Source organism: Bacillus sp. HY001, from assembly GCF_007558965.1.
Lineage (GTDB): Bacteria > Bacillota > Bacilli > Bacillales > Bacillaceae_G > Bacillus_A > Bacillus_A mobilis.
Window position 1 is genome coordinate 1 of record NZ_VLTE01000073.1, and the last position, 6,445, is coordinate 6,445.

Consider the following 6,445-nt stretch of genomic DNA (forward strand, 5'->3'; position numbering starts at 1 on the left):
CTTCGGTTCAGCTACGATCTTTGTACCATGGTAAAAACTTTGTTGCCCGACAAAGCGCCATAAGATTACGTAGCCTTCTTTTGCTTCCTGTATGCCTTCAATGTATAAAGCGATTTCTTGAATGGCCACCTTTTCATTAAGAGTGTCTGGTTTGAAGTATTGAAATTTTCCATCTGGTAATATAATTTCAGCTTCAAAACATCCTCTCATTTGATTCACTCTTGCTCTGGATTCAGATGACATTGCTGGTGCAGCATATGATTTCTGATTTTTTTCCATTCGTGTTTTATGTTCCTCTACTGTTGGTACTAGTTGTAAGTGTCTACAATCTTTTTTCATTTTCATATCTCCCCTAATTTGTAATTTGTTATTTTATCAATCATAAATAACCCCGCCTGCGAACTTGAAAACAACACAAAAAGGGCTTCTTCAAGTCGATTAAATATGTGCATAGCAAAATAAGCTAACTACACTAATCGGCTCAAAGAAGCCCTTTCAAAATTGAAACAAGACGCAACTTGCTTCTACAACTCAACCACAACACAAAAAGGTGTGGGAATAAACGGAATCAAATAAACTAACAATATAACTATATATTACACAATTAAGATTATGGAAGCAAGGCTTTTTCCATTTGTAAAAACTTAAGAAGAAAGTCCAAAAATACGATGATGGAATTCCTCGGTTATACGTTCAAGTCTTAAAGTAGAGAAAGAGGCCGTGCCCTCCAACCTTTTAATTTCAATGCATAAGTAAATTAAACATTATTGTTTCTTTTTCTTATTATTTGCCCTTCTCATTTCAGAGGGGTATTTTCTTTTTTTAACAAGCTCTGTTATATCCTCCAGTTTTTCAGACAAAACTTTAACTAATCTAGATTCATAATACTTAGTCCTTAGATATTCCCACCATTAAAAGGCAACGGTTTGAGGTCTAATAAATAAAAAATTAACCCCCTCTCGACGTTCAATCCACTTATCTAACTTATTATGTGTTTCTTCACTTAACCTTTTTCTTTTTCCTGTTAACAGTTTTGAAAGATTAAATGGTGATATCTCTATTTCTTTTGCAATATCTCTTAAACTACACTTATTTTCTTCTTTATATTGGAGAATCTTCTGCTAATACCAATTAATATCCTTATTAACCTGTTGCTGGTTCAGTTGAGGGGTCTCAATTTCCTCTCTCTTCATATATCCTGTACTTCTATTTTTTAGATAAGAAAATATTTGTTAATTTACTATTAAAACACGGACCTTTGATGGGTAGAATATATAATGCAATCCGACTTTTCTGACTGTTTTTCTTAAAGTAGCCTGTCATACACGAAAAAACACCCCTCCATCCGTCCAAAAAGATCAGTGGAGGGGTATTTTACTATTCTCTATAACTTTTCGTTATTTTCTCTCCATAAAGTCCAAAAATATGTCCACAAACTAAAAAAACTAAATAATTTATAATCACACTGTAAAAGATTTATGATTGCGTATCTTTGATATTTTGATGTAATTTTAAAAATTCTAATGCAACCTGCTCATAATCTGTTTTACCATCATGAACATTTATTTCTGAAGGATTCTCCTGATATTTATCTATTAAAATATCGGCTATTTCCTGAGGATTTACAGTATTTTTTATTGCGTTATACGAGTCCATATCAAACTCTATAATTGTAGGTTTTTTTATGTTTGAAGTGGAAATTAATTTAGAAAATCCTAATATTAATTTTTCTGCCCCATTTGGTTCTTTTATCCACTCTTTTATTTTTAAACGTAATTCAGCTTTATCATTGCTATTTCCCCATCTCAGAATACCATTTAGAAGTGTTGATGAACCCGTTTCATAAGTATCTAAAAAACTTTCATTTTGCATTTCTGTTTTTATTTTCTCTATAACAACTGCAGCTATTCCTTGAATTTCATCACGGGTAAAGAAATGTTTTTGCACCTCTTCTGATGGTACCATCCATCTTAAAATATCAACACAAAACATTAGTGATTCCACAATATTCATTGCTCTCGTAATTACAATTTCAGCTTCATCTTTGGGCTGTAATTGTAAAAGGTGCCACATTGTTATTGCCATCCTTGAACGAATACTAAACATTTGATAAAAATGATTCGGAATTATCTTCTCAATTTTCGCAAGACAATATATAAGGTTTTCTGATTGTTTTGCTTCCAATTTCCCTAGTGTTAAGTTTGCATCAATTATTACAAGAAATTTACCAAGGACATCTGTACTAACCATACCATTAATGATAATCATACCTTTAAGCTTGCTAACAGCAACATCAACATTCTCATTCTTCAACTCATCTAATAAGGAGTTAAATTTCACATCAGATATGAGTCCATTTCGTACTGAGTAAACAAAATATTTTTCAAAATAAAGCTCAGAACAAATTCTTCTATCCATGTACCAAGTTTTATCCCATTCACCACCATAATTATTCTGACCTGTAATTAAATATTCACTTCTAGGAAATAGTGCTTTTAAAATAGAAATGACTATATTCTTTTCTATAGAAGGGAGTTTTTCAAATAACTCTTTCAATGCATCTTTATATTCATCATGCATTGTATTTTTCCTACTAAAACCAAGGTTTTTACCCGCATATAAAAATGCTTTTGCATTTCTATATATAAATTTATAGACATCTGGATAAAACACACGAATGCCCTCTATATAAAACAAGTCTACAACATTAACTTCATCTTTAAGTAAAGGCAAGGAAAAGACGATTGAATTTTGATGTCTTTTTGCAGCTCTTATTGTCAATGGTAAAATACCGAGAGATTTACTCCAAACCTCATTAAACCTTCTTAATTCTTCATCAGATAGAAATATCTTATTTCCAGTAAGGACCTTCTCAAATCCTTGGAAAATTATCCTTCTTATATCTTCAGAATCCGCTGGTGGCAAATATAACGGTACTTGAATTATTTTTTCTAAAAATGATGTTCCAATCTCACTCGCCTTTTTGCCACTATATTTTGTTGACAATACATTCTCGACTATCTCCTCGTCAAAAGCCAAAATATATATTGTATGTCTAAAATCAGCTATCAATTTTACCAGCTTAAAAACTGAATGAATCTCTTCGTCATCCAAACGATCTAAATCATCAATATATACGATTATTTTTTTGTTTTCTTTTTCTAGTTGATTCTCAATAATATCTTTCAATTTTTGTATATCATTATCAATCTTATTAGCTGCAATAAAGTCTTTAAATGAAAAATTGAATACTCCCATTCTTAATGTAACGGATGTTATCATTTGTGAATAATTTTTGATATTTGATATTAATTTACTTTTTTGCCCCGAAAAATTTTCTTCTATTCCTGCTATAAAATTATTGAAAAATTGCAATATAAGTTGCTCTTCATCTTTAAAATACCATGGATTAAATGAAATAATGACATTATTCTTATCTTCTTCAAATTTGGTTTTCATTAAATTTAATACTGAAGTTTTTCCTGTTCCCCATTCACCGTATAATCCGATTACAATACTCTCTGTTTCTTTCCAAGAACTAATCCTCGTTACTAATCCGTTTACAAAACCAGTACGCTCTAATTCGTCCTCCCCTTCCATTTTTATTGCGTTATCTGCAAGGAAAGATAGATTTTCCGAATCAACTTTACTATTTTTTATATATAAATTTCTATTTCTAACTAACAAAACTATGAAATAAAAATAATATACTATCCATCCCGCTGTTTCCAAACCATCAGTGAGTTTACCTTTAAAAAAACCAAACTTTACTGATAGCATATAGAGTATACAACTTAAAAGAATACCAATCATATATGTATCAAATTTAAAAGTAAAAGCGGGAGAATTAATTATTCTGCTTATATACTTCTTCTTAACTAGTACATAAATAAAAAATAATGCTATTACAAAAAATGTAGGGAGAATGAATACATAACTTTTCATATAGTCATAAAACGTGTTTAAATCCATTGGCATAGATATTACTTTTTCATCTAAAAATCCTTCTATAGCAAATAAAAAAGCGGCTATAAATAATATACTAAGAATTCTTTCGGTATATTTCTGCACTTCCAGACTTGTAAGACGATATTCTAATATTTTTTGTTTCAATGTAACCTTATCGTTCATCTAGATTTTTTCTCCAATCTTTAGTATCTAATTCTTCCATTTCAATACATATATTTTGTTCATACTTATGCCTATTTACTATAATTAATAATAAAGAACACCCAGGTCAAACCTTTTGATCCCTGAGTGTCGTTTAAAAATATTAAATCAATTTATATAAAAAGATTGTAACCATTTTAATCACGTATGCATAGTAGCCTATACTACAATAAATTCATTACTTCTTGTCTTTCTATCCACTTATCTAGCTTATTCTTCGTATCATCATTTAATCGTTTTCTTTTACCCGATAACATTCTTGAAAGTGTCGAATATGAAATATCAATTTCTTTCGCTAACTCACGAATACTTTTATTATTCTTCTCTTTATACGTATTCATCTTTTCAATATAGAACTCGATACTATTAGGGATTTCTTGATTTATTATACTTATTGGCTTCTCTTCAATTACCAGTGGCTTTTCTTCCATCTCAATGACCAATGGTGTCTGATTCTTACTTTTCTTAGTAATCAACTCTTGTTGTAATTTAACAAGTTCATTTGTCGGAGAAATAATTACTTTTAATTTTAGCCAGGAATTCTCAAACTAGTTTTTCCCCTTATATTTCTCTTCATCAATTTCAGGGGAGTATTTCCATTCCTTAATAACTTGGTCCCTCATAAGATCATCTAACGTCTTTTCAAAAACTTGTCTTGTAAGACTTGGTTTTCTATTCATACTGATCTCCATTACTTGTAATAACCCTTTAGGACCACCGATACTATATGAATGTGTTAGATGTTGATATGATTGTTGAATACGCCAACGCCAACTTAGATATCTGGTTAATCGTTTGTGATATCTTTGTTGCTTGCTGTTATACTCTAGTGCTTTCTTAGATAATAAACCTGTTAGCTTTTCAGAGCCGTATAGATATTTTGATAAAAAACTACCAGGTGTAACATTCATACTCTCTATTCCTAATGTTTTATCCGTATCAATATCTTTAGCAATAATAATTTCATCCATTACAAATAGCCTTCTAATTCTTTGCTTTTTGTAAGCTAAGGTTTCATTGGGATCCTCTTCATTTAAAATTACAATCTCATTATCTTCATTTACATAAATAAAAATACTAGCAAGAGCAGCTAAACACTCCATAATCTTTAATCTATCCTCTTTTCGATAATAAGCCTTACCATTTTTGATTTGCTTCATATTACACATATCTAATATCTGTTCATAATGTACAGGCACAATAGTCTTATCATTTTCCGCACTCTTTACCCATAGTTCTGTAACAATATCGAGGCATTTCGCCGTTAAATCATCCATTACTCGTGTTAAAAAAGTAGAATCAATCAGTGTATTCCATCTTTTTAACTCTTCCCTTTGTAATTTCATATCACCATCATCGTGTGATGATACTACCACTAAACTATTTTGTTTATCCTGCAATTGAGCAATACGTACATTCTTATCTTGGTCATCTGTAAACTTATTCTTAAAATGGTACATAAACCCTGCATTACTTCGCTCTATGTAATCACCCTTAGCCTCTGTATCTAAAGGTAATTCTTTTGCGACAACAGGAAATTTAATCCCAAATTCCATATATAAATCGTCTTTTAGACATTCAAAAATCCCCCTTATAATTGTCTAATTTTGGAACAATGTCTATCGCCTATAATCCTAAAGCTTCCTTTTTAGAAACCCATTTCACTAGTCTTTGGAAAGTCTGTGACGAATAAGTTGAGTTGTATATCCTCTGTAGATCTCTTTCTACATCTTGATAGAATTGTTGCCATTTATTTAACACTCTTTCACTTCCCTCAACACCATTAAGTAGAGGGTACGCTATATATAAAGTGTTTTGAAATAGTACTTTTAACTTTTCCACTAATAATTCTCCTAATTGCTTCTAATACAATTATATCAATTGATACTAATCATTCAAACCATTCTAATTAGAGTTTCGATAGGATATATTTTTATTGAGCATTCAATAAGGATTCCTAGTGTTTAGATACCGAAAAAATAATGAAGAATTAATGTCCTGTTGCAAATTGAAGTTACTTATTGCATGAATATAATTTCAATATATAATTATATTGAAATAGGGAGGAATAGGAGAAAGATATATGCTGAAAAGATTAAATACATTTATGTTTGTTTTACCTGTAATTTGGTTTGTATTACTTATTGTATTGGGATCATTTTTACTTGTGATGCCACTAGATTTATTTTTGCCACCGATAAAACAACATCCGATAAAGGAAGATCCCGCTATTATACAGATTTTAGTAGGAGTATTTGCGGCACCTGTATATGAA

2 protein-coding genes and 3 pseudogenes are annotated in these 6,445 nt (G+C 30.4%); 1 reads left to right on the forward strand and 4 read right to left on the reverse strand.

Annotated elements, in window-relative coordinates; genetic code table 11:
* From FOT98_RS26110 to FOT98_RS26125, 4 genes and pseudogenes are all read right to left on the reverse strand, one after another.
* On the reverse strand, positions 1-339 hold a 339-nt coding region (locus FOT98_RS26110), incomplete at its 3' end, for a DUF6018 family natural product bioysynthesis protein (RefSeq protein WP_144291180.1).
* 572 nt (positions 340-911) lie between these two features.
* A pseudogene (locus FOT98_RS33500) lies at positions 912-1,210 on the reverse strand (hypothetical protein); the annotation flags it as partial.
* Positions 1,211-1,476: 266 nt separating this feature from the next.
* Entirely contained in the window at positions 1,477-4,131 is a 2,655-nt protein-coding gene (locus tag FOT98_RS26120) for a KAP family P-loop NTPase fold protein (RefSeq protein WP_000998620.1), read from the reverse strand.
* Between the two features lie 203 nt (positions 4,132-4,334).
* Positions 4,335-6,012 (reverse strand): annotated as a pseudogene (locus FOT98_RS26125) (helix-turn-helix domain-containing protein).
* 241 nt (positions 6,013-6,253) lie between these two features.
* On the opposite strand from FOT98_RS26125, the pseudogene FOT98_RS26135 reads away from it, so the two are divergent.
* Positions 6,254-6,445 (forward strand): annotated as a pseudogene (locus tag FOT98_RS26135) (CPBP family intramembrane glutamate endopeptidase); the annotation flags it as partial.

What these genes read in the sequence shown, in the direction of transcription:
- FOT98_RS26120 (WP_000998620.1), bottom strand. Translation starts at nt 4,131, where the DNA reads ATGAACGATAAGGTTACATTGAAACAAAAAATATTAGAATATCGTCTT.